Annotated in this window: 20 protein-coding genes; 18 read left to right on the forward strand and 2 right to left on the reverse strand. The window is 43.2% G+C overall.

The genetic code is table 11. The features are described from left to right. The first annotated feature begins 101 nt into the window (after positions 1-101). From rfbA to rfbD (ACLD72_RS27665), 12 genes are all read left to right on the forward strand, one after another. Positions 102-974, forward strand: a complete 873-nt coding sequence (gene rfbA / locus ACLD72_RS27610; protein WP_411003115.1) for a glucose-1-phosphate thymidylyltransferase RfbA — start codon at positions 102-104, stop codon at positions 972-974. A 31-nt stretch (positions 975-1005) separates the two neighbouring features. Further along, positions 1006-1557: a dTDP-4-dehydrorhamnose 3,5-epimerase gene (gene rfbC / locus ACLD72_RS27615; RefSeq protein WP_411003116.1), complete on the forward strand. Its 552-nt coding sequence runs from the start codon at positions 1006-1008 to the stop codon at positions 1555-1557. 42 nt (positions 1558-1599) lie between these two features. Then, positions 1600-2661, forward strand: a complete 1062-nt coding sequence (gene rfbB / locus ACLD72_RS27620) for a dTDP-glucose 4,6-dehydratase (protein ID WP_411003117.1) — start codon at positions 1600-1602, stop codon at positions 2659-2661. Between the two features lie 37 nt (positions 2662-2698). Next, the gene (gene rfbD, locus ACLD72_RS27625; protein WP_411003118.1) at positions 2699-3550 is read left to right on the forward strand and encodes a dTDP-4-dehydrorhamnose reductase; all 852 of its coding nucleotides are present in this window, start codon (positions 2699-2701) and stop codon (positions 3548-3550) included. Between the two features lie 32 nt (positions 3551-3582). Beyond that, on the forward strand, positions 3583-4368 hold the full coding sequence (locus ACLD72_RS27630) for an ABC transporter permease (RefSeq protein WP_411003119.1): 786 nt from the start codon (positions 3583-3585) through the stop codon (positions 4366-4368). Between the two features lie 31 nt (positions 4369-4399). Next, positions 4400-5131, forward strand: a complete 732-nt coding sequence (locus ACLD72_RS27635; protein ID WP_411003120.1) for an ABC transporter ATP-binding protein — start codon at positions 4400-4402, stop codon at positions 5129-5131. 31 nt (positions 5132-5162) lie between these two features. Then, positions 5163-6014, forward strand: a complete 852-nt coding sequence (locus ACLD72_RS27640; RefSeq protein WP_411003121.1) for an NAD-dependent epimerase/dehydratase family protein — start codon at positions 5163-5165, stop codon at positions 6012-6014. Between the two features lie 18 nt (positions 6015-6032). After that, the gene (locus tag ACLD72_RS27645; RefSeq protein WP_458476268.1) at positions 6033-7958 is read left to right on the forward strand and encodes a rhamnan synthesis F family protein; all 1926 of its coding nucleotides are present in this window, start codon (positions 6033-6035) and stop codon (positions 7956-7958) included. Between the two features lie 44 nt (positions 7959-8002). Beyond that, entirely contained in the window at positions 8003-9421 is a 1419-nt protein-coding gene (locus ACLD72_RS27650) for an MBOAT family O-acyltransferase (protein WP_411003123.1), read from the forward strand. Positions 9422-9433: 12 nt separating this feature from the next. After that, entirely contained in the window at positions 9434-10972 is a 1539-nt protein-coding gene (locus tag ACLD72_RS27655) for an alginate O-acetyltransferase AlgX-related protein (protein ID WP_411003124.1), read from the forward strand. A 160-nt stretch (positions 10973-11132) separates the two neighbouring features. Beyond that, positions 11133-12155, forward strand: coding sequence for a dTDP-glucose 4,6-dehydratase (gene rfbB / locus ACLD72_RS27660; RefSeq protein ID WP_411003125.1), 1023 nt, complete (start codon positions 11133-11135; stop codon positions 12153-12155). After that, positions 12152-13027 (forward strand): dTDP-4-dehydrorhamnose reductase, encoded by an 876-nt coding sequence (rfbD, locus tag ACLD72_RS27665; protein WP_411003126.1) that lies wholly within the window; start codon positions 12152-12154, stop codon positions 13025-13027. Before rfbB (ACLD72_RS27660) ends, rfbD (ACLD72_RS27665) begins: the two co-directional genes overlap by 4 nt. 69 nt (positions 13028-13096) lie before the next feature. Here rfbD (ACLD72_RS27665) and ACLD72_RS27670 read toward each other — a convergent pair whose 3' ends face one another. Further along, positions 13097-14221, reverse strand: a complete 1125-nt coding sequence (locus ACLD72_RS27670; protein WP_411003127.1) for an acyltransferase — start codon at positions 14219-14221, stop codon at positions 13097-13099. Positions 14222-14746: 525 nt separating this feature from the next. Here ACLD72_RS27670 and ACLD72_RS27675 point away from each other — a divergent pair. The 4 genes from ACLD72_RS27675 (at position 14747) to ACLD72_RS27690 (ending at position 19390) form a co-directional block, all read left to right on the forward strand. Then, a complete protein-coding gene (locus tag ACLD72_RS27675) occupies positions 14747-15724 on the forward strand; it encodes a glycosyltransferase family 2 protein (protein ID WP_411003128.1) in 978 nt (325 codons plus the stop codon). Positions 15725-15964: 240 nt separating this feature from the next. After that, positions 15965-16894 (forward strand): glycosyltransferase family 2 protein, encoded by a 930-nt coding sequence (locus ACLD72_RS27680; RefSeq protein ID WP_411003129.1) that lies wholly within the window; start codon positions 15965-15967, stop codon positions 16892-16894. Between the two features lie 87 nt (positions 16895-16981). After that, entirely contained in the window at positions 16982-18475 is a 1494-nt protein-coding gene (locus ACLD72_RS27685) for a sugar transferase (RefSeq protein WP_458476271.1), read from the forward strand. A 36-nt stretch (positions 18476-18511) separates the two neighbouring features. Beyond that, the gene (locus ACLD72_RS27690) at positions 18512-19390 is read left to right on the forward strand and encodes a phosphatidylinositol-specific phospholipase C/glycerophosphodiester phosphodiesterase family protein (protein ID WP_411003131.1); all 879 of its coding nucleotides are present in this window, start codon (positions 18512-18514) and stop codon (positions 19388-19390) included. A 183-nt stretch (positions 19391-19573) separates the two neighbouring features. Here the strand turns inward: ACLD72_RS27690 and ACLD72_RS27695 are convergent, their stop codons facing one another. Next, positions 19574-20131 (reverse strand): hypothetical protein, encoded by a 558-nt coding sequence (locus ACLD72_RS27695; protein WP_411003132.1) that lies wholly within the window; start codon positions 20129-20131, stop codon positions 19574-19576. 513 nt (positions 20132-20644) lie between these two features. Here ACLD72_RS27695 and pcrB point away from each other — a divergent pair. Next, positions 20645-21340 (forward strand): heptaprenylglyceryl phosphate synthase, encoded by a 696-nt coding sequence (gene pcrB, locus ACLD72_RS27700; protein WP_411003133.1) that lies wholly within the window; start codon positions 20645-20647, stop codon positions 21338-21340. 225 nt (positions 21341-21565) lie between these two features. Continuing rightward, entirely contained in the window at positions 21566-23947 is a 2382-nt protein-coding gene (pcrA, locus tag ACLD72_RS27705) for a DNA helicase PcrA (RefSeq protein ID WP_411003145.1), read from the forward strand. Positions 23948-24059 lie beyond the last annotated feature (112 nt).

Raw genomic sequence — 24059 nt, forward strand, 5'->3', positions numbered from 1 at the left:
TTAGCATAGACTTGGGAGATTTGTAATTCTACAACCAGAAATTGTTTATAGTAATAAACAACTACAAAATTTTAAAATGACTAAATTTGTGAGGGATCGAGATGAAAGGAATTATTTTAGCCGGTGGATCCGGAACGAGATTATATCCAATAACGAAAGCTATTTCTAAACAAGTTGTCCCGGTATATGATAAACCGATGATTTACTACCCATTGTCGGTATTAATGCTGGCAGGAATCCGAGAAATTCTCATTATTTCTACACCTAGGGATATATCAGTATACCAGGAGTTATTTGAGGATGGTTCAAGTTTAGGTTTGAACATTTCTTATAAAGTTCAGAATGCTCCTAATGGTTTGGCCGAGGCATTTATTATTGGCGAAGAGTTTATTAATGGGGACTCTGTAGCGTTAATTCTTGGGGACAACATTTTCTATGGACAAAGTTTTGGACGCATTCTAATGGAGGCTGCACAAATCAAAGAAGGCGCAACCATATTTGGTTACTTAGTAAAAAATCCTAAGGATTACGGTGTTATAGAACATGATAATGAAGGTAAAGTAATATCCATAGAAGAAAAGCCGGAAAATCCAAAATCGAATTATGCTGTCCCAGGATTGTATTTTTATGACAATCAGGTTGTGGAAATAGCAAAAAATATAAAACCCTCCGCACGTGGCGAATTAGAAATAACAGAGGTAAACAACATATACTTAAACCAGGGCCAACTTAATGTTAAATTACTAGGTAGAGGTATGGCTTGGATGGATACAGGTACCCATGACGGGATGCTTGAAGCCGGTAATTACGTGGAGGCCGTTCAAAAAAGACAGGGTTTATACATTGCTTGCATTGAAGAAATTGCTTATAAAATGAACTACATTACAAAAGATCAGTTGCTGGAATTGGCAAAACCTCTTATGAAATCTGATTATGGTCAATATCTAATCTATGTTGCGGATGGTTTGTATTAAATCCTAAAGAATTACTTTTGGAGGGTGAAAAATGGGTTCGTTTAACTTTATAAAAACGGGAATTGAAGATTTAGTAATTATAGAGCCCAATGTGTTCGGAGATCATAGGGGCTATTTCATGGAGACATATAATTACAATGATTTTAAAGATGCTGGATTGAATATGGTTTTTGTTCAAGATAATCACTCAAAATCCCGGAAGGGCGTTCTTAGAGGACTCCATTTTCAACAAAAGCATCCTCAAGGAAAGCTTGTCCGTGTTCTTTCCGGAGAAGTGTTTGATGTTGCTGTTGACCTTAGACCTGAATCCCCAACATTTAAGAAATGGTTTGGCATAGTTCTCTCAGGGGAAAACAAAAAACAATTTTATGTTCCTGAGAGGTTTGCACACGGGTTTCTAGTTTTATCTGATGAAGCTGAATTTGTTTATAAGTGCACTGATTTTTATCATCCTGAAGATGAGGGCGGTTTGCTTTGGAATGATCCGGAAATCGGTGTGGAGTGGCCAACTGAAAATATTGCCGAAATCCTACTGTCGGAAAAAGATAAAAAGTTAAAGTTATTTAAAGATCAGCAATTTTAATGGATACTATCATTAATTTAGTTATTTAGGAGGAACTATTAGGTGTCGACTAATGATAATAATACTCCAGTTACTGTACTGGTAACTGGCGGAGCTGGCTTCATAGGAAGTAACTTTGTTCACTATATGCTGAACGAACATCCTGATTACACTATTATCAACCTTGATTCATTGACTTATGCTGGTAATTTGGAGAATCTAAAAGCTGTTGAAAGTAACGGGAAGTATACCTTTATAAAGGGGGATATTTGCGATCAAGCATTGATCAATTCTATTTTTGAAAAATACAACCCTCAATACGTAGTTAATTTTGCTGCGGAGTCTCATGTTGATCGGAGTATTTTGAATCCACAAGTATTCCTTCAAACTAATATTGCAGGAACGCAAGTTTTATTGGATGCTTGTAAAAGTCATTGGAAAATTGATGGAGGATATCTTCCAGAGGCTAAATTTGTTCAAGTTTCTACAGATGAAGTTTACGGATCATTAGGGCAAACGGGGTATTTTACAGAGAGAACGCCGCTATCTCCAAATAGTCCTTACTCTGCGAGTAAAGCGTCTGCTGATATGTTTGTTCGGGCGTACCATGAAACTTACGGCCTTAATATTAATATTACAAGATGTTCCAATAACTATGGACCATATCAATTCCCTGAGAAATTGATTCCTTTAATGATTTCCAATGCACTAGAAGGTAAGGAGCTTCCTGTCTATGGTGATGGAATGAACGTAAGAGATTGGTTGTATGTTGAAGATCACTGTAAAGCAATTGACGTTGTCATTCATAAAGGTAAGTCTGGTGAAGTTTATAATGTAGGCGGACACAATGAAAAAGCTAATATTGAAATCGTAAAGATTATATTGGAGGAACTTGGGAAACCGGAATCCCTAATTAAATATGTGGATGATCGACTTGGTCACGACAGAAGATATGCGATAGATCCGCAGAAGATAAAGGACGAATTAGGATGGGAACCAACGATTATGTTTGATGAAGGTATTAGAATGACTATACGCTGGTATTTGAATAATCAAGAATGGTTGGACAACATAAAAAGAGGAGAGTATACAGAGTATTATAAAAAACTGTATTTTGGGAAATGATCTTTAGATATAGATTAATCCCTAGGGAGTAATGTCCATGAAAGTGTTAGTAACGGGTGCAAAAGGGCAGCTTGGATATGATGTCGTCAGATTTTTAAAAAAACAAGAGATGGAATTTAGTGGTTTAGGTATTGACGATCTTGATGTTACCAATTTAGACGCAACTGCAAGATTAATCAGAAGCTATCTTCCCGACACAATAATACACTGCGCTGCTTATACTGATGTGGATAGGGCAGAAAGTGAAGTTGAGAAATGTAGAGCTATAAATGTTGATTCTACAGCAAATATAGCTTCACTTTGTAATGAGATAAATGCAAAATTAGTGTATATTAGTACCGATTATGTATTCCCTGGTGAAGGAAGCATACCTCATGAAGTTAACTCGAATGTTGGGCCAATTTCTGTTTATGGACAATCTAAGCTAGATGGAGAGAGGGCGGTTCTAGAATCACTTGATAAACACTTTATAATCAGGACATCATGGGCGTTTGGTATTAATGGGAATAACTTCGTAAAGACAATGTTAAAGCTGTCCAGGGAGTTTGATGCTGTTAATGTAGTATCTGATCAAGTAGGTTCTCCGACGTATACCTATGATTTAGCTCAACTAATTGTTGAAATGTTAAAGACCGAGAAATACGGTATTTACCATGCTACGAATGAGGGCTATTGCAGTTGGGCGGAATTTGCTACAGAAATTTTTAATCAAGCAGGTAAGAAGGCTAGAGTTAACTTCATTCAATCAGAACAATATCAGACAAAGGCTACAAGACCTAAAAATTCAATGTTGTCAAAATTAAGTTTAGATTTAGCAGGGTTTAATCGGCTACCGGACTGGAAAGATGCTTTAAATAGATATTTGAAGACAATCAAATTAAAAGATTAATTTCTTGAATTTAACATACAATGTCATAAGGAATGATTATAGTGATTAACTATCTCAAGAATTTTTGGCGGTATAAGGGACTTTTACATGAATTTATTGTTAGAGATTTGAAAATTAAGTATCGCCGTTCATTCCTAGGGTATCTTTGGAGTTTATTAAATCCGCTCTTAATGATGGTTGTGCTGATTGCAGTTTTTTCAAATATTTTTAGATTTGATATTCCTAATTTCCCGGTATATCTTCTAGCTGGGCAGATAATTTTCAACTTTTTTGCAGAATCGACATCTTTGGCTATGAATTCCATTTTAAGCGTGGGGCCACTAATAAAAAAGGTGTATATTCCTAAATATATTTTTCCACTATCCAGAGTTATTTCTTCATTTATTACTCTGTTATTTTCATTGGTTGCTATGGTTATCGTTATTTTGTTCACAGGGGCACCAATAACACCTGAGCTCTTGTTCTTTCCTTTACCATTACTTTATATTTTAATGTTTTCAATTGGTATAGGTCTTATTATGTCGGTTCTAGCCGTTTATTTTAGGGACATGCTTCATCTATATACAGTCCTAATATCTGCCTGGACATATCTCACACCTATTTTTTATCCTGTCAACGTTGTGCCTGATTATGTGAAATCAATTATTTATGCTAATCCAATGTACTATTTTGTAGAGGCGTTTAGGGATGTAGTTCTATACAGCCGATTCCCCGATCTTCAGACAAATGTGGCATGCCTTGCTTTTGCAACTTTATCTATTGCACTCGGACTTTTAATTTTTTATAAGAACCAGCATAAGTTTGTATTTCACATATAATGATCTATTTCGATATGGAAGGATTTTATCTATGTCAGAATTTGCGGTTGAAGTAAATGACGTTTCAATGAAATTTAACCTTGAAAGGGAAAAAATAAATAGTTTTAAGGAATATACAATCAAACTATTGAAGAAAAGTATCGAATACGATGAGTTTTATGCGCTAACAAATGTTTCTTTTCAAGTTGAGAAAGGTGACTCTTTTGCTATTATTGGAGGTAATGGCTCCGGGAAAAGTACTATGCTAAAGATTATTTCAGGGATTTATAAACCAACCTCTGGAAATGTTCGTGTTAGTGGTAGTATTGCACCGTTAATTGAACTTGGAACAGGCTTTGATGTAGAACTTACAGCAAGAGAGAATATCTTTTTGAACGGGGCGGTTTTAGGATATTCTAAGAAATTTATGAAGGAAAAGTTTGATGAAATTATTGATTTTTCAGAGTTGTATGATTTTATTGACGTTCCTTTGAAAAATTTTTCATCAGGTATGGTTGCCCGCCTTGGTTTTTCAATAGCCACGCTAGTAAAACCGGACTTGTTAATTGTTGATGAAATATTGTCGGTTGGGGATCAGTCTTTTCAAGAAAAGTGTGAAAAAAGAATGAGCGAGTTAACATCTGGTGGAACCACCTTGCTCCTCGTTTCACATTCGATTGATCAAGTTAGGAATGTTTGCAACAATGCAATTTGGTTAAACAAAGGACAAGTAATGGCATCAGGACTAGTAGAGGACGTATGTGATGCGTATCTCCAACGATAGCTACGAATTGTCAATATTGGAGGAGTGTTATATGTCTAGTAAGACTGTATTAGTAACAGGTGCAGGTGGGTACATCGGTAACTATGTTGTTAAAACGTTGCTTGATATGGGTGTTAAAGTTATGGCAGTTGACAATAACACAGATCGAATTGATTTTCGTGCTAATGTTATTGAATATAACATCTTTTCAAGTAATGAACAAATATTTGACCATTTAGGAAGACCTGATATCTGTTTGCATATGGCTTGGAGGGATGGATTTGTTCATAACGCAGACTCTCATCTAAAAAATTTATTTTCTCATTATGAATTTATTAAAAATATGGTGAATGGTGGTTTGAAGCATGTTGCTGTAATGGGAACAATGCATGAGGTCGGGTATCATGAGGGTGAAATTAATGAAAATACCCCTACAAATCCCTATTCATTATATGGAATTGCTAAAAATAGTCTGCGTCAAGCGTTAGAAACTTTTATAAGAGATAAAGACGTAGTATTTCAGTGGTTAAGAGCATTCTATATCTATGGTGATGATTTGAAGAATAAGTCTATTTTTTCTAAGATCATCCAAGCTGAACAAGAAGGAAAGGAATCTTTCCCATTTACAACCGGGGAGAACAAGTATGATTTCATTACTGTTGATGAGTTGGCTCGACAAATTTCTTTGAGTGTTTTGCAAACGGAAGTTAAAGGGATCATTAATTGTTGTTCTGGACAACCCGTTTCATTAAAGGAAATGGTAGAAAAATTCCTCGAAAAGAACGCTTTTAATATTAAATTAGAATATGGAGCATTTCCAGAACGTCCATATGACTCTCCTGCAATATGGGGGAATAATGAAAAAATTCAAAAAATTATAAAAGTAGTAAATTTATTACAATGAAAGAATGAAAAATAAGTCTTGGATTCATCTGAAAGGGCGGGCGAAATGTCGTTAGAAAGCGTTGGAATTAGTATGAAAAGGGTAGCTGTATTTTTATTTTATGATAAAGACGGAATAGTGGATGACTATATTCCAGTTATGTTGGAAGATTTAAAGAGGAATGTAGACCGGCTTGTTGTTGTCTGCAATGGGAAATTAACGATTGATGGCCGTCAGAAGTTTGAAAAAATCACTGAAGATATTATAGTGAGAGAGAATAAAGGGTTTGATGTTTGGGCGTACAAAGAAGGAATAGAGTATATCGGATGGGATGGCCTTTCATACTATGATGAACTAGTGTTGATAAACTATACAATGTTCGGACCTTTCTACCCATTCAGTGAAATGTTCAATGAAATGAGCAGAAGAAATATTGATTTTTGGGGGATAACCAAGCATTACGGGACGGAAGATGATTGGACTGGTGGGCATATGAAATACGGATATATCCCCGATTTCATTCAATCATTTTTTATTGTTATAAGAAAAAAGATGCATAGCAGCTTTGAGTTTAAACGGTATTGGGACAAGATGAGACCAATAGGCTCATACATTGAATCAATGGCATTTCATGAGGGTATTTTCACAAAGGATTTTTCTGACAGTGGGTTTTCTTGTGATGTATATATAGATACAGATGATCTTAAAGAACATACACAAGCGCCAACTACTTACACTCCGTTAGAATTATTAAAGAGAAGATGCCCGATTGTGAAACGGAAGGTATTTTTTGATTATTATTCTTTCTATCTCCAGTTTAATACAGGTGAAGTAGGAGTAGAAACTTACGAGTATATAAGGAAAAACTTAGATTATAATATCGATCTGATATGGGACAATATCCTCAGAACTAGCAATCAAGCAGATATTAAGAAAAACATGCAATTAAACTACGTTCTACCTTTGAATTTTAGTAATTATAAAGAAAACAAGGATAGAAAAATAGCATTAATTATGCACTTATACTTTGAGGATTTGCTAGTTGAGTGCCTGGAATATGCTAAGTCTATTACTGCTGATTCCGATGTCTATATAACTACTGATACTGAGAGGAAAAGGGAAGCGATTCTTCGGGTATTTAATGAGTTGGATTGCAATAAATTGGAAGTTAGAGTGATCGAAAATCGAGGTAGAGATGTCTCCTCCCTTCTGGTAGGGTGTAAAGATATATTAATGAATTATGATTATGTATGTTTTGCCCATGATAAGAAGACAACCCAAATTAAGCCGTATAGTGTAGGTACATCTTTCATGTACAAGTGTTTTGAAAATGTACTTGGAAGCAAAGAGTATGTAGCGAATATTATTAATACATTTGAAGAGAACCCTAGACTAGGATTGCTAACCCCCCCGCCTCCTAATCATGGTGTATACTATTCTACAATTGGATTAGAGTGGTCTAATAATTTTAATAATACAAAGCGATTGTTAGAGAAACTTGGAATGGATCAAATACCATTAGATATAACTAAAGAACCTATCGCACCTCTTGGTACAATGTTTTGGTTTAGACCTAAAGCATTAAAAGCACTTATTGAATACGATTGGAAGTATGAAGACTTTCCAAAAGAGCCAAATGATATGGACGGAACTCTTTTGCATGCAATTGAAAGAGTATACCCATTTATAGTGCAACATGAGGGATATTATCCAGGGTGGGTTATGTCAGATAAATTAGCAAGAATTGAAATTACCAATTTGAATTATATGTTAAGAGAAATAAACTTGGCTCTATTTGAAAACGGTATGTATCGATATCAACCTCTTAGTGAAATTGTAACCGGTATTAGAAAAACGATAGGTAGGAAGAAATCCATAAAGTATTTGGTTAAATCTAAACTGCGTAAACATCTACCGCCAAAGGTCGTTAATAGATTGAAAGCTATCAAAAAGGCTTTATTTTAAGTAGAAAATAACGGTCAGTAAGAGAAAGGCGAGGAGTTAATTTAATGGTATTCAGCTCATCTATCTTTTTGTTTTGTTTTCTGCCACTTGTTTTGATCGGTTACTTTTTATTAAAAATAGAATACCGCAATGCATTTCTGTTGCTGGCAAGTTTATTTTTTTATGCTTGGGGCGAACCCAAGTTTGTATTCGTAATTATACTCTCGATCCTCATTAACTATATTTTTGGGCTACTCATAAACTTATGTAGATCTAAATTTAATATTACAATTTGTAGGTTAACCATGATTGTTGGGGTTCTTGCAAACTGTGGTCTGTTGTTTTATTTTAAGTATTTTGATTTTTTTATTTCTAGTTTGAATAGTGTTACAGGTCTGAGCTTTGAATTACAACATATTGTACTACCCATTGGGATTTCCTTCTTCACTTTTCAAGGACTTTCATACGTAATAGATGTATATCTTCAAAAAGTAAACGTGCAGAAGAATTTATTGAAATTTGCTTTGTTTAAATCATTTTTTCCACAATTAATTGCCGGTCCGATTGTTAGATATGTTGACGTGGACGAGCAAATCGATAATCGAGTTACTACAGTGGATGATTTTGCGTATGGTGTTAGACGTTTTGTAATAGGATTAGGTAAAAAGGTCATTATTGCAAATACGTTGGGCCAAGTGGCAGATAATATATTCAATTTACCGTATTATCAGAATTCAATGTCAACGGCTTGGGTAGGGGCAATTTGTTACACACTGCAAATTTACTTTGATTTTTCTGGATATTCAGATATGGCAATAGGACTTGCGCGAATGTTTGGATTTAAATTTAAAGAGAACTTTGATTTCCCGTATGTTTCTAAATCTGTAACTGAATTCTGGAGAAGATGGCATATTTCACTGTCATCTTGGTTTAGAGATTATTTGTATATCCCATTAGGTGGGAATAGAAAAGGCAACGTTTATTTTAATTTATTGATTGTATTTCTCGTCACGGGATTATGGCATGGGGCCGCCTGGAATTTTGTGATTTGGGGTTTGTGGCATGGTATCTTCCTTATAATTGAACGCGTACTTAAACGAACTAATATTAAGATAAAAATCCCTAAAATTTTGACATGGATTTACACTATGTTAATTGTAGTTGTTGGATGGGTATTATTTAGGGCTTCGGACCTTAGCTATGCTATCAATTATCTAAAAATTATGTTCGGTATTACACATCCTTATGATGTAGGGTTTACTGTTTGGTACTACTTGGATCCAATGGTAATAACAATGATAATTATTGCATGCATTGCCTCCTTACCTATTTCCAAGTATGTACGAGAAAATGTCGGAGCCTATGAAGATCATAACGGATTTAGTTTATTGTTTCAAAACGCTTATGTTGCCATATTGCTGGTGATATGTATTATGTTTATAGCTACATCAACCTACAACCCGTTTATATATTTTAGATTTTAAGGAGTTATGGAGATGAAGGCGCATAAAGTGTTTAATGTAGTAATAGCTATTATATTTTTATTAGCTATATCCCTTCCTTTAGTTATGGTTAATAAAACTCAAGGGAGAGTCTCTGTTGCAGAAAATAGAGTCCTGGCTAAATTTCCTGATTTCACTTTGGGAGATGGAAAACTAAATACTCATTTTATCAAGGAATTTGAAGCTTGGTTTAATGATAATTTAGGTTTTAGGGATAAATTTGTTCAAGAAAATACCAAAATACAATATAATTTGTTTGGAAGATTAACTAAGGCGGATACATTAGTTGGAAAAAATGAATGGCTGTATTATGTAACTCCTGAGATTATTGCTGATTATCAACATTTGAACCTACCTTCTGATCAGCAGTTGAAAGAATGGGGGGATTCACTTGAGAAAACAAACAACTATTTAAAAGGAAAAGAAATACCTTTTATAGTTATGCTTAATCCTGATAAAAAAACAATTTATCCTGAAAATTACCCTGACACAATCTTAAAAGTGGGGGATATTTCTAGGTCGGATTTGATTGATAACTACTTCAAAAAAAATACAAACCTTGATTACTTTACTCCAAAAGATCAATTATTAAAGGCCAAAAGTAAAGCTACTGTTTATTCGCCTAGATATGATAACGGACACTGGAATAATTATGGAGCGTTTATTGGATATACAGAATTGATGAAGAGAGTCCGTAAGTATTACCCGGATATAAAGGTCATTTCCTGGAAAGACTTCGATATCTCTGAGTATCAAAGAGAAAATATTGTATACAATGCTATTTCTTTTCCAGAAACAGATTATGCATTTAATTATAAAGAGAAACGATTGGCCCATGAAACATCTGGCGTGCTGGATAATCTAAACCTTTCGACAACTATGATGGCTGCTTCTTATAAAAATAGTAACAGTAAACTACCGAGAGCCCTTATTTTAGGCGATAGCTATCTTTATGGCTTTATGACACCAAATTTAGCGGAAAGCTTTTCTGAAACATATTTTATATATTCCGACAACATTAACCGAATTAAGGATTTTGTAGAAATATTTAATCCGGATATTGTTATTTATGAAAATGTTGAGAGAAGCTTTGAAAAAACAATGAATATTTTATCAACATCTACTGAATTTATGGAATATGAACCTTTTAAAAATTTGCCTGTAATTAGTACTACGAACCCAATGTGGCTTGATTATTTTAATAATGAACTTGTTCAGAATCAAGAAAATGTAATTCTTGATAAAACTAGTGGCACAGTAAGTTTGAATGGTTGGGCGATAGATCCAAGGGCTAATGATGTTGCCAACAGTATATTCTTGAAAATTGGCGATAAATATTACCCTGGTTCATATGGTGAGTCTCGTACTAGTGTTTCAGAATATTTTAAAAATACTAATCTGACTAACTCTGGATTTACATTTAATGTAAATTCCGAAGAGTTAATTAAAGCTGGTAAAATTAGTTTTATAATCATATCTAAGGATAAAACATATCAATATGCGCCAGTTGAATATAAGGTTGTCGTAAAATAACCGTTAACCACAAAATGCCTGGGAAACCAGGCATTTTTGCTTTTTTAAGTAAGATCTACACCTTGGCCCAATATTATCACCCCGATCGTTTTTTCGAATATCTATGTGGTGAAATATTTATGAGATGAACCTATGCTTCGCCAGGAGGAGGTCTCTTCTTGTGAAACTACTAGTCACAGGCGGTGCCGGATTTATCGGCAGTAACTTAGTATTATATATGCTGAAGCAGCATCCGGATTGCCAAATCGTAAATGTAGATGCGCTGAGCTATGCGGGGAACCTGGAAAACCTGAAATCGGTGGAAGGTAACCCAAACCATACTTTCGTGAAGGCGGATATTACGGATGCTGAAGCGATGGGTGATTTGATTGGCCAAGGTGTTGACGTTATTGTCAACGTTGCGGCAGAATCGCATGTAGATCGGAGCATTTTAGAGCCGGATGTTTTTGTGAAGACGAATGTGCTGGGGACTCAGATACTGCTCGACGCGGCAAAAAAGCATAGGGTTAAAAAATATATCCAAGTTTCCACGGATGAAGTCTACGGATCTTTGGGAGAAACGGGATTGTTTACTGAGGAAACGCCACTGGCGCCAAATAGCCCGTACTCAGCGAGCAAAGCTGGCGGGGATTTATTGGTGCGCGCGTACCATGAAACTTTTGGGTTGTCGGTGAACATTACGCGCTGCTCCAACAACTACGGTCCGTATCAGTTTCCGGAAAAATTGATCCCCCTTATGATTTCCAAAGCATTGGCTGACGAAGCGCTGCCGGTGTACGGCGATGGGTTGAATATACGCGACTGGTTGTTTGTTGAGGACCATTGTAGCGCAATAGATCTGGTGATTCACAAAGGCCGGAATGGCGAAGTGTATAACATTGGCGGAAACAACGAGCGGACGAATCTGCATATTGTGCAGACGATTTTGGAACTGCTCGGCAAACCGGAGTCCTTGATTAAGCACGTGCAGGACCGCCCAGGGCATGATCGTCGTTATGGTATCGACCCTACCAAAACCATGCGGGAGCTCGGCTGGAAGCCAAAGTATTCTTTTGAAACCGGGATTAAAGAAACGATTCGCTGGTACTTGGACAATAAAGAATGGTGGATGCGGATTCAATCGGGTGCGTATCAAGAGTATTATGCCAATCAGTATGGCAACCGTCTGGGTGAGCGCTTATGAGAGTGCTCGTCACCGGGGCCGGAGGGCAGTTAGGAAAAGACGTCATACGGCTTTTTGAGCAAGCCGGGCATGAAATTCTTCCGTGTGATCGAGATTCCCTGGATATTACCGATTACGAGGTGTGTCTAGAACGTGTGAAGGAATTCAAGTCGGATGCAATCATTCACTGCGCTGCTTATACCGCCGTCGATCAAGCAGAAACCGATATTGATGCGGCTTATGCTGTCAATGCAGTAGGTACGAGAAATATGGTTGTTGCAGCGGAACAGGTCAAAGCTAAGTTTTGCTACATTAGCACGGACTACGTTTTTGATGGAACCGCAATGTCCGCTTATCAGGAGTATGACAATACGAATCCTCAAAGCATCTACGGCAAATCGAAGCGAGCGGGAGAGGTGCTGGTGCAAAGCTTGTCTTCCGCCTTTTTTATCGTTCGGACTTCTTGGGTATACGGGCTGCATGGCCATAATTTTGTGAAAACGATGTTGAAGCTTGGTCAAGAGAAGCCAGTGCTTAATGTGGTGAATGACCAAAAAGGTTCCCCTACCTACACGGTCGATTTAGCAGCATTTCTTTTGGAACTGGTTAATACGGAAAAGTACGGGATTTACCAGGCTTCAAACGCAGGGGAATGTACATGGTTTGAGTTTGCCCAAGCGATTTTTGCGGAAGCTGAAAGTATTTGGGGGCAAGCTTATCCGGTTCGTTTAGAGCCTTGCACAACGGAACAATTTCCGCGTCCGGCTCCGCGCCCACAGAATTCGGTGATGGATCACCTGTCGATCCGTACCAACGGGCTGGAGGATTTGCGGCCCTGGCGAGAGGGACTTAGGGCGTTTTTACTGGAACTCAGGGAAAGTCAAAAGAATTGATTCGTTTCGCGTTATAGATGTGTTATGTATCGTCCGCCGCTTGGCGGACGATAGCGTATTTTGCCGATTCTACACCTTCCCCACCCACATCTCACCCACCGAAATCTTCATCCGGCTGAGCCAAACGGTAAGGAACAAACTAATGGACGCGCACAGGACAAAAGAAATCACAGTTTGTGAATATACGTCCAGCATATATAAATAATCGATCGCCAAACGGCTGGTGAAACTCAAGACAAAAGCGTGAATGAGGTAGGTGCCAAAGGAATATTTGCCGAACAAAGCGAGAAGTTGGGAGAACTTCGTCGGTTTGCTGGCCAGCTTCATGGCAGCGGCGAAGATGAGCACGATCAAAGCGATGATGGTGATCATCATAAATGGTTTAAGCGGTGCCGTTACGTTGGCGGTGTAAAGATACGGATCGCCGGTGGAACTGCCGGTTATCCGGACGATATCGCCAACAATGAAGTAAAAGCAAACCGCCAGAGCCGCGATGGCTACGTATTTGGCTTTGTCGACAAATTTCTTCCATGTTTCGTAGTACAACCCCGCCAAACCACCCAACATAAAATAAAACATCCAGAACAGGAAGTTCCGGTCCAGATAGTCAAAAATAAAGGCGAGCTGCGGATTGTCCGAGGCGATCATGCCTTTGGACAAGGCATGGACCAGAATGAGATTCACCACAAAGAAAACGGCCACGACGAGCAGATTGATCCAGGTTTTTCTTTTTTTGGACATCAGTAATCGAAACCAGGGGAACAAAATGTAAAACGGAATGATCATCACCATAAACCACAGATGATATGAGGCCTTCCCCGTTAGAGCGGCTTCCACCAGGTTAAGCAGCTCATTCCAGGTCGTTGATGCCGGACCGCCGCTTAAGAAGCTGACCCAAACAAAGTAAAAAACGGTCCAGGTCAAATAGGGCAGGATGATTTGCCGGAATCTTTTCCGCAAAAAGCTCAGATAGTTCAGTTTGCCGTCATAATTATAAAATAACACCACGCCCGTGATAAAAACGAACAGCGGAACCGCAAAGCGGATGAATCCGAGGAACGTCGTCCCGGCGATGATGGATGGGGCGCTTACATCCGGCTGGTAAAAGATGCCGGCGATGACATGCTGCAGCACGACCGCCAAAAATGCAATCCCTCGTAAGATTTCGATCTCTTCCAATTTTGCTTTTTTCAAGGGGAATTCCTCCAGAAGCTTTTGTCATAAAATTACCATAATGAAAAAGTCCCGCCCCGTCAACCACAGTGTACGTACGGTGGCCTCGTTTGGTATAATGAACACGCACCACATAAATATGGTAGGAATTATTATAATTTCGAGTTCAAAAAGTCAGGTTTTCAGCACCGAAGCGTATGCTTCCGATGTGCGTTTTTTCAAAACGCTTTAGGTCGAATGAAGCTAGGGACGTCAGGAGCGGAGCGTACGTTTTGGGTACGTGAGCACCTGAAATGTTTCCGCAGGAAACATGCTTCGGAAGCATTCGCTTGGCCCGGCTGAATTCAAGATTCGATGTCGATTAAGCTACTTGACCTGCTTCGTGATAAGAAAAACATCTATCGACGTAAATTCTAGGAAGACAGACCGCGTTTAGCGGAAGTTTTTCTTGCGATATAAGGAAGCCGCGTCTAGGAAGCATATTCTTTCTTATATCTTCAAAAGATGACTTTTTGAACTACCTCTATAAGAAAAGGAAGCTTTAACATGTCATTATCTCCTACGGTTACCATACATATTGTAACTTATAACAGCGCTGAAGAAATCGAAGTTTGTCTGAATGCCGTTTTGCGGCAGACGTACGAACCTCAGAAGGTCATCGTTATCGACAATGCCTCGGCGGACGGTACAGCGGAACGCGTACGTGAATATATCGAACGAACGGGAAGCCGGATCATTCAACTCATCCCAAATCACTTGAATACCGGCTTTGCTCCTGCGCACAATCAGGCCATTCGCTTGACGGAGAGCGATTACGTGCTTGTCCTCAATCCGGATGTGGAGCTTGGGGCCGACTATGTGGAATGGCTAGTCGGGGAGATGGAGCGGCGACCAGAGATCGGAAGCGCTACAGGACTGCTCCTTTTTAAAGATGTACCCGAGATAGTGGACAGCACCGGCCTTTCCATGAACGGAATCTGGCGCGCTTTTGATCGCGGAACGGGCGAATCGGCGGCAAGCTGGAAGGAATCCGGTGAAGCGTTTGGCGTGTCGGGCGCTGCGGCGATGTACAAAAGAAAGATGATTCGGGACATTTCGCTACAGGACGAGTTTTTTGATGAAAGCTTTTTTGCTTATAAAGAAGATGTCGACGTTGCCTGGCGGGCGGGATTGCTCGGCTGGAAAGCATTCTATTGTGCCGATGCGAAGGCGACCCATGCCCGTGGTTGGAAGAAAGGTAAGCGGAGTTCACAGCCGCTTTTTGTTCGCAAATTCTCCTACATCAACCGCTACAAAATGATCTTTAAAAACCTTTTCGGCTATCAATGGTTAAAACATCTGCCGAAGCTCTTGGCCTATGAACTGGCCAGTAACGGGTACATTTTGCTAAGGGAACCGAAGGTGTTGGGCGCGTGGAAGGACTTTTTTGAGCAGCTGCCTCATCTGCGGGAGAAACGAAGGGTTATTCGGGAGAAAAAACGTGCGGTTTCCAGTAAAAAGAGGCTTCCAGCGGAAAAAGAATAGACTTCGATATGGAAACTATCTATTTCCTGCTCGAAGCTTTAATAGCGGTCCGCCGAACGGAGATCGGTTGCCGCCGATCCTTTATTTACACTTGTTTAACGCATTGGAGGAAATTTACTTCAAGTATAACAGCAACGAATCACATAAAAAAAGTAAATTGAAAAATTCTTACACAACTATTTAAGGCGGTACCTATGATATAATGTCGATAGATTACTATATTTGTCAGGAGCGTTGCAGGTGGATTTAAGCATTGTCATCGTAAATTACAACACATGCCGCTTAACGGTCGACTGTCTGCGGTCGGTTTACGCGTCGGAAACGGACTACACCTATGAAGTGATCGTCGTCGACAATTATTCGCATGACGATTCGGTGGAGACGATCCGCCGCGAATTTCCGCAGTTAACCTTGATTGCAAACGAGCAAAATACGGGTTTTTCGTACGCCAACAACCAGGCGATTAAAATATCCTCCGGCCGTTATGTCCTGCTGCTGAACTCGGATACGGTCATTCAAAAGGACACGCTCGACATCATGCTTTCCTTTATGGACAGCCGCCCTGATGTGGGAGCCTCGGGGTGCAAGGTGATTTTGCCGGATGGATCGCTGGATAAAGCGTGCAAACGCGGGTTTCCGACGCCTTCGGCTTCGTTTTATTATGCGTTTGGGTTCTCCAAACGGTTCCCGAACCATCCCAAGTTCAATCAATATCAGCTCGGCTATCTGGATCCAAATGAGGAATACCCGATCGATTGCCTCGTCGGGGCGTTTATGATGGTCCGCCGGGAAACGATCGAGCAGGTTGGCTTATTGGACGAAGATTACTTCATGTATGCGGAGGACACGGATTGGTGCTACCGGATCAAGCAGGCGGGATGGGTGAACTACTATTACCCCCGCACGACGATCGTACACTACAAAGGGGGCAGCGCGCCTCGCCGCCCGCTAAAAATCATTTATGAGTTTCACCGGTCTATGATTCTTTTCTATCGCAAGCATTATCGGAAAAATTACAACATATTTGTGAGTGCGGCCATTTACGCCGGGATCGCTGTGCAATTTGCCTTGGCCGTAACGAAATCGGCCTTGGCCATACCCGCAAAACGACCTGCTCCGGCAGCTGCTCAGAGCCAAGGGTCCGGCCGGGACGTCGGTATGAACGGGTAGGCTCCGCTTTAAGAATGCGGTTAGTGATAGGAACACCAATGGTTTGAAGTTTGTTTAGGGAGTGTAGAAATGAATTCGTCCGTTTCGATGAACAACCATAAAATAAAAGCTACCAATCTGCTGATCGCGGAGAACATTACGGCGTACAAGAAAAGGACGGTACGTTTGGAGTGGATTCTCAATTTTTTTCTGATCGGTTTCGAATATCTTTTGTACGTGCTCAGCTTTTTGGCGCTGTTCTCGTACCGTGTGTTGCCAGCTTACAACATGGGAAGCTGGTCGGAGCTGTTTCGAAATTTGGAGCGGCTGCCCATCGCGGTAGATTACGGTATCCTCCTGGCGGTCATTTTCGCCATCTATGCATTGTACAGCACGCACAACGGCCTGTATAAATGGGACCGGGACATTAAGTTGATCGATGACACGTTCACCGTCTGCAAAGCCGTGTTCCTTTCCTTTTTGATCGCGTTGGGACTTATCTTTTTCCTCCAAACAGGGACGGTGTATTCCCGGCTCGTCATCTTTTCGTTCGCGGTCATGATCGTGGTTTGCGCTTTTGTGTCCCGGCTGCTGCGGATGGGGGTCATGCTCCTCCTCAAACGGACCGATATATACAGCAAAAACGTGCTGATCATCGGGGCGGGGCGCGTGGGGGAAGAAATTCGGAACAATGTGTTTGCCAGCAAAACGAACGGTTATCGTTTCGTCGGGTTTTTGGACGATTACAAAGCGGGGGATGACCACGTCATCGGCAGCGTCGACCAGGTCGAAAAACTGCTGCAGCACTACCAGATTCACGAAATTTACATCACAATCCCGTCAGAACGGAAACTCATTAACGAACTGATCACGAAAATCCGCAAATACGATGTCCGCATCAAAATCATCCCGGAAATGTTCGAAATGGTCACCTCCGGCGTTGTATTTGACCAGGCTTACGATTACCCGTGCATCGAGATCGTTAAAACGCCATTGCGCGGTTTAAACCTGATTTTGAAAAGGGCCGTCGACATCGTGCTTGCGAGCCTGGGGCTGATTGTCATCTCACCGATGTTGGCGGTGGTCGCGATCTGTATCAAGCTGGATTCCAAAGGCCCGATCATGATCAAGCAGCGGCGCATCGGGAAAAACGGCGCTCCTTTTAATATGTACAAGTTCAGATCGATGGTGGAAAATGCCGAATCGCTGATCCATCAACTGGCCGCTCATAACGAAGCGGACGGACCTGTTTTTAAAATGAAAAACGATCCCCGGATCACCCGGGTGGGGCGGTTTATCCGCAAGTATTCGATTGACGAGCTGCCGCAGCTGATCAATGTCGTTTTTGGCCAGATGAGCCTGGTTGGTCCCCGTCCCCCGCTGCCGCAGGAAGTGGAACGGTATACCGACTACGAATGGCGCCGCCTGGACATCCGCCCCGGGATTACGGGGCTTTGGCAAATTAACGGCCGCAGCGATCTCCCGTTTGATGAGTGGGTCAAGCTTGACCTCTATTATATTGAGCATTGGAGCCTCGGGCTGGAGCTGAAGATTATTTTCAAAACGATCCCGATTGTCATTAAAGGCACCGGGGCTTATTGAATACGATACACAACTAAGATAGGAAGTTTTCTTTTCATGAAAAACAAACTGAAGTACAACGCAGCAATCATCATTGCTTGTCTGGTTCTTTTGCTGACAGGCCTGTCCGGCCGGCAGTCGCCGCAGGTTCAAGGGTTTACGGCCCACCGGATGGTGGCTCACGCCCTTGGCGGGATTAATGGAATGACATACACGAATACCTATGAAGCTTTCATTGCAAACTATGAAAAAGGTTTCCGCATTTTCGAAGTGGATCTGCTGTTTAGCAACGACGATCAACTCATCGCCCGCCATGAGTGGGGCGAAAGCTTCACCAAAATGATGGGCCAGCAGGACGAACTCGAGCCGGACCGCCATAGTGCGATCTTTTCACACGAGGAATTCAAGGCGGCCAAAATCATGGGCCAATACGAGCCGCTGGATTGGGACGACATTTTGGGGCTGATGGAGCTCTATCCGGATGTGTATTTCGTGACGGATACGAAGCAGAGCAAACCGGAGGAGATCCAGCGCATTTTTACCCAGATCGTCGCCAAAGCCAAGGCGAAGGACCCGGCGCTGCTGGAGCGGATCGTGCCGCAAATTTACAATCAGCCGATGTTGGAGCCGCTGAAGCAAATTTATCCGTTCCCGTCGGTCATTTTCACGTTGTACCAGACGACCGACACGGATGAAGAAGTGTTACGCTTTGCCAAGGAAGCAGGCATCACCGCCATCACAATGTCCGAGCAGCGGGCGAATTCCCAGCTGATCACGGCACTGAACCGGATCGGAGTGGTTTCTTACGTACATACCATAAACGATCCGAAAAAGATGACGGCGTTCAAAAAGATGGGGGCTTACGGCTTTTACACCGACTTTTTGACCGAAGACGATGTGGCCAAGCCGGGGTGGATTTTGGCTTTGGGGCGGTAAACCGGCTCTGAATATAAATACAACTCCAGTACCGATCAGGCGCTGGAGTTGTATTTATATATTTGGATTTATGGCAGCGCGTAGACTATTTTTGTTTATCGATAACAAAAGATCTGATTTTTTCAACGGCATCACTATTTTTATCGTACCATGACTTATAGTTGTTGCCGGCTTCTCCTTCTGTTAAGTAATCCAGTGACGGGACGAGATTGGAATGACCTGCGGCGATGCTTTTGAGAATAAAAGAATGGCTGGAGTACCTAATTTGTTGAGGCGCTGTATTTTTTCGGCGTTACTATCATCAGAATTGACGATTTGACTTACCTTTTCCGGAATTTGGGATAGATGAACATTCCATTTTTTTGCAAATTGTTTCGCAGTGGACCATCCCGTTTCGGCTTTAAGATCTGTCTTTGAAATTTGCTCTAGTGCGATCGCATAAATGTACTCTGTTAATCCGTTCTCGGGTGAATCGTTAAGAAGTTCTGTTAACGCGGGAAGGGCGGCATTCCCTAGGGCGACGATATTCTGATATTCTTTATTATCCTTGACATAGTCATACGGATTAGAACTTGCGGCCAATTTCGGATTCATTTCCGGCAAGGCCGTAATGTTCTTTTGCAGAGTATTCATATGACTTATTATCTGATCCTTTACCTCGGCACGGGCATGGTTGGCTTGAAGAGCAGTGAACACAATAAGAAATGATGCAGCCAATATCAATATATAAAGTTTCTTCACGGGGCACTCCTCCTGCATTAATTATAATATCTTAGAGCCGGACCGTAACCTCCATTTGGTTTATACGGATCCCATGTTGTTTGCATCAATTCAAGAGATCCCCATTTAGATTTTGCCACATAAGCCTGAGTGGCTTTAGTGGATAGATTGCTACCCTTCTTTATCTAAAATTTGAAATAAAATGGTAAAAATATTATTAATTTACATATGTTCCGTCATGCTCGTTTTGTCAATCGGCAAATTGGTTAAAGTGTATTTTGTGGTTACATAAAGAGGATTCGCAGTTAATTTTCCGTTCCCCTGTTATGCGAACATTGACACGTTATTCACGGTAACATAGACTAGATACAGAAAAGATAGAATGGTAAAAAAGCAGCTTGGACAAACAAAGTGTAAAAGACCGACGGGGCGCGAGCGATGCCCCTTTTTTCGCGAATTTTGGTTCCGGGCTGTATGTTCGATCGCTGCTTGATGATTGTACGGGCGGCGTAAAACTGCTTGGAGGAATTCACCTTGAAAGAAATGATACCATCCTGGCGGCACGTATTTAAGCTGGATCCGGACCGCCCGCTGGACGACCGGGCCTTGGAGGCCGTGTGCCTGTCCGGGACCGACGCGATTATGGTCGGCGGGTCGAGCGGCGTGACGTATGACAATACCGTCGATTTGCTCTCGCGCGTGCGCTGGTATGAAGCGCCCTGCGTGCTGGAAGTGTCCGACCTGGAAGCCGTCGTGCCGGGCTTCGATCTGTACATGATCCCGATCGTGCTGAATGCCGGTCATCCGGACTGGCTTATCGGCCAGCATGTCCGGGCGATCGAGAAGTACAGCTATATGATCCCATGGGAGCAGTTGATCCCGGAAGGATACATCGTTCTGAACCCGGAGGCGACCGTAGCCAAGGTTACCGCAGCGAACGCCGGGCTCGACGCCGCCCAGGCCGGCGCTTACGCCCAGTTCGCCGACAAGCTCCTGGGGCTGCCAATCGTGTATGCGGAGTACAGCGGCCAGCTGGGCGATCTGGAGTTGGTGTCGGCGATGCGCCGGACGCTGGAGCGCTCCCGCCTGTTCTACGGCGGCGGCATCGCCGATGCCGAGTCGGCCCGACGGGCGGCGGCGGTATGCGACACCGTCGTTGTCGGCAACGCGGTATACGGCGACCTGGAGCAGGCGCTGGAAACCGTGGCGGCCGTGAAGGGAACGCGATAATTTTTTTAAGTACGTGTTCAAAAGCCGGTTCGACGCTGAATCCGCTTCATGGCCTGCTTCGTGATAAGACAAACTCTATCGACGCACATTCCAGGAAGACAGACCGCGTTTAGCGGAAGTTTTTCTTGCGATATAAGGAAGTTACGCCCAGGAAGCATATTCTTTCTTATATCTTCAAAAGATGATTTTTTGAACTACCTCTTTAAGAAAGGAAGGTGCATGAACATGCAACCTGTTAACATACAAGAGGCGGTCAACCGCCTGAACCCGCAGCAAAAGCAAGCGGTGGAGGCGACGGAAGGGCCGCTGCTCATCATGGCCGGCGCGGGCAGCGGCAAGACGCGCGTGCTGACGCACCGCATCGCTTATCTCATCGCCACCCGCAAAGCGCCGCCTTGGGCGATTTTGGCGATTACGTTTACGAACAAAGCTGCCCGCGAAATGCAGGACCGGGTATCCCTGCTTGTCGGCGGCGCGGAAGGACGGGACATTTGGGTATCCACGTTCCACTCCATGTGCGTGCGCATCTTGCGGCGGGACATCGAGCGGATCGGCTTCAACTCCAACTTCAGCATTCTCGATTCGACGGATCAGCTGTCGGTGATCCGCAACTGCATGAAGGAGCTGAACATCGACACGAAGAAATTCGAGCCGAAGGCGGTTCAGGCGATGATCAGCACGGCCAAAAACGAACTGATCACACCGCAGCAGTATGAGCAGAAGATTGGGGATTATTTTGAAGGCATCGTCGCCAAAGTGTACGCCATGTACCAAAAACGGCTGCGCAGCAACAACTCGCTCGATTTCGACGACCTGATCATGAAGACGATCGAGCTGTTTAAGGAAACGCCGGAAGTGCTTGATTTTTACCAGAAAAAATTCCAATACATCCACGTCGACGAATACCAGGATACGAACCGTGCGCAGTACATGCTGTGCCGGATGCTGGCCGACAAGCATCACCGCATTTGCGTGGTCGGAGACAGCGACCAGTCGATCTATCGCTGGCGCGGGGCGGACATCAGCAACATCCTAAACTTCGAAAAAGACTATCCCGAAGCCAAAACGATTATGCTCGAACAAAACTACCGCTCCACTTCGACGATCCTGAACGCCGCCAATGCGGTGATCGGCCAAAATACGGGCCGCAAGCCGAAAAACCTTTGGACCGATAAAGGCGAGGGCGACAAGATCAAGGTGTACCGCGCCGATTCAGAGCATGATGAAGGGTATTTTGTTACCTCGGAAATTCATAATAGTGTAAAAAAGGGCCGCAGCTACCGCGATCATGCGATTTTGTACCGGACCAACGCGCAGTCGCGGGTGATCGAGGAAATTTTGATCAAATCGGACATCCCTTATCAAATTGTCGGCGGCATTAAGTTTTATGACCGCAAAGAAATCAAGGACCTGCTCGCTTATTTGCGGCTTTTGTCCAATCCGGACGACGACATCAGCCTGACGCGGGTCATTAATGTGCCAAAGCGGGGCATCGGCGACACGACGGTGTCCAAGCTGGCGGACGCTGCGGCCGAGCGCGGGACGTCGATTTACAAGGTGTTGGAAACGGTAGACGACCTCGGGTTGGCGGGGCGCACGCGCAATGCGTTGGTGGAGTTTTACGATATGATCGCTGCTTTGCATCAGATGGTCGATTACCTGTCGGTCACCGAACTCACGGAAAAATTGCTGGAAATGACCCATTACCGGCTTGAACTGCAAAACGAAAATACGATCGAATCGCGATCGCGCCTCGAAAACATCGACGAGTTCCTGTCGGTAACGATGGAATTCGAGAACAACAACGAGGACAAGTCGCTCGTCGCGTTCCTGACGGATCTGGCGCTGATCGCCGATATCGACAGCATGAACGACAACAGCGACGCCGAAAAGCCGGCCGACGACGCCGTCGTGCTGATGACGATGCACAGCGCCAAAGGCTTGGAGTTCCCGGTCGTGTTCATCATCGGCATGGAAGAAGGCGTGTTCCCGCATAGCCGCGCGTTCCTCGACAACGAAGAGCTCGAGGAGGAACGCCGCCTGGCGTACGTGGGCATAACGCGCGCCGAGGAGCGGCTGTTCCTCTCGTGCGCGCAGATGCGCACGCTGTTCGGACGCACGACGGCCAACCCGCCGTCCCGGTTCCTCGACGAAGTCCCCGAGGAACTGAAAGAGGACGGCGGGGGCGCGCCGCGCGACCGCTACCGCCGCGGGCCGGGCGTCGGCGGCGCCTACAGCGGCCGCGGCTTCGACAGCGCCGGCGGCGGGAACTTCGGCCGCCTGCTGGATAGCGGCGGCCTGGGCTCGCGGTCCGCGGCTGCGCCGGGCGGACCGGCCGGGCGCAGCAACGTTGTCCCCCTGCGGGGGCGGGACAACGTTGCCGCGACCACCGGCGCGCCGGGAGCCGCGGCGGCCAAGGCGGCGAACCCCGGCGACTTCAGCGCCGGGGATAAGGTCTCCCATGCCAAGTGGGGCGTTGGCACGGTCGTCTCGATCAAAGGCTCCGGCAACGATACGGAGCTGCAGATCGCTTTCCCGGCTCCGGTTGGCGTCAAACGCCTGCTCGCCGGATTCGCGCCGATCACCAAGGTCACCGACGGCGAGTGAGAGCCGGGGACTCATCACCATTACTGAAAGACCCGAAGTATATCTCCCCCAATCTGGGGAACTGATGATAATAGTTACTAGCGGAACTTGGAACTAGGACTGGGACACGATA

It is taken from the genome of Paenibacillus lacisediminis (assembly GCF_046567315.2).

Excerpts from the sequence above, each read along its gene's own strand:
- rfbA (WP_411003115.1), top strand. The coding sequence starts at position 102 with ATGAAAGGAATTATTTTAGCCGGTGGATCCGGAACGAGATTATATCCA.
- rfbC (WP_411003116.1), top strand. The coding sequence starts at position 1,006 with ATGGGTTCGTTTAACTTTATAAAAACGGGAATTGAAGATTTAGTAATT.
- rfbD (WP_411003118.1), top strand. The coding sequence starts at position 2,699 with ATGAAAGTGTTAGTAACGGGTGCAAAAGGGCAGCTTGGATATGATGTC.
- ACLD72_RS27630 (WP_411003119.1), top strand. The coding sequence starts at position 3,583 with ATGATTATAGTGATTAACTATCTCAAGAATTTTTGGCGGTATAAGGGA.
- ACLD72_RS27635 (WP_411003120.1), top strand. The coding sequence starts at position 4,400 with ATGTCAGAATTTGCGGTTGAAGTAAATGACGTTTCAATGAAATTTAAC.
- ACLD72_RS27640 (WP_411003121.1), top strand. The coding sequence starts at position 5,163 with ATGTCTAGTAAGACTGTATTAGTAACAGGTGCAGGTGGGTACATCGGT.
- ACLD72_RS27650 (WP_411003123.1), top strand. The coding sequence starts at position 8,003 with ATGGTATTCAGCTCATCTATCTTTTTGTTTTGTTTTCTGCCACTTGTT.
- ACLD72_RS27655 (WP_411003124.1), top strand. The coding sequence starts at position 9,434 with ATGAAGGCGCATAAAGTGTTTAATGTAGTAATAGCTATTATATTTTTA.
- rfbD (WP_411003126.1), top strand. The coding sequence starts at position 12,152 with ATGAGAGTGCTCGTCACCGGGGCCGGAGGGCAGTTAGGAAAAGACGTC.
- ACLD72_RS27675 (WP_411003128.1), top strand. The coding sequence starts at position 14,747 with ATGTCATTATCTCCTACGGTTACCATACATATTGTAACTTATAACAGC.
- ACLD72_RS27685 (WP_458476271.1), top strand. The coding sequence starts at position 16,982 with ATGAACAACCATAAAATAAAAGCTACCAATCTGCTGATCGCGGAGAAC.
- ACLD72_RS27690 (WP_411003131.1), top strand. The coding sequence starts at position 18,512 with ATGAAAAACAAACTGAAGTACAACGCAGCAATCATCATTGCTTGTCTG.
- pcrA (WP_411003145.1), top strand. The coding sequence starts at position 21,566 with ATGCAACCTGTTAACATACAAGAGGCGGTCAACCGCCTGAACCCGCAG.